Origin of the sequence: Vibrio sp. T20, assembly GCF_007858795.1 — a bacterium.
Lineage (GTDB): Bacteria > Pseudomonadota > Gammaproteobacteria > Enterobacterales > Vibrionaceae > Vibrio > Vibrio satsumensis.
The window spans coordinates 1-341 of record NZ_VFEB01000076.1 but is presented as its reverse complement, the minus strand read 5'-3'; the positions used below and the strand labels follow the sequence as shown (position 1 = coordinate 341).

Sequence of the window (341 nt, the reverse complement as noted above, 5' to 3'; positions counted from 1 at the left end):
CATCGCCGCCAACACGAAACACCATTTCATCTTCAAGTACTACCTGATTTAGTGCTTGAGAAAAACGAACAATCATTAGATCACCGACTTGGTGCCCTTGGTGATCATTCACTTGCTTTAACCCATCTAAGTCGAAATAAATCAGCTCAAATTCTTCAAGCTTAATCGCATCGAACTTTTTACGATTATATAGTCCTGTAAGCTCATCTTTCTTACTTTGGTCTTTTAAGTGGGTATTTAATTTAGTGATACCGATGGCGATTAACAGAAAAGCAATTTGAAGTAAGCCATCTTCGAGAAAGGTATCAATTAGCTCATTTCGGTCAGCCCATTCATCGAGA

At 38.4% G+C, this 341-nt stretch carries 1 protein-coding gene; it reads right to left on the bottom strand.

All coding sequences use genetic code 11. From position 1 onward, the window contains the following. On the bottom strand, positions 1 to 341 hold a 341-nt coding region (locus FTW16_RS05850), incomplete at both ends, for a GGDEF domain-containing protein (protein ID WP_146490402.1).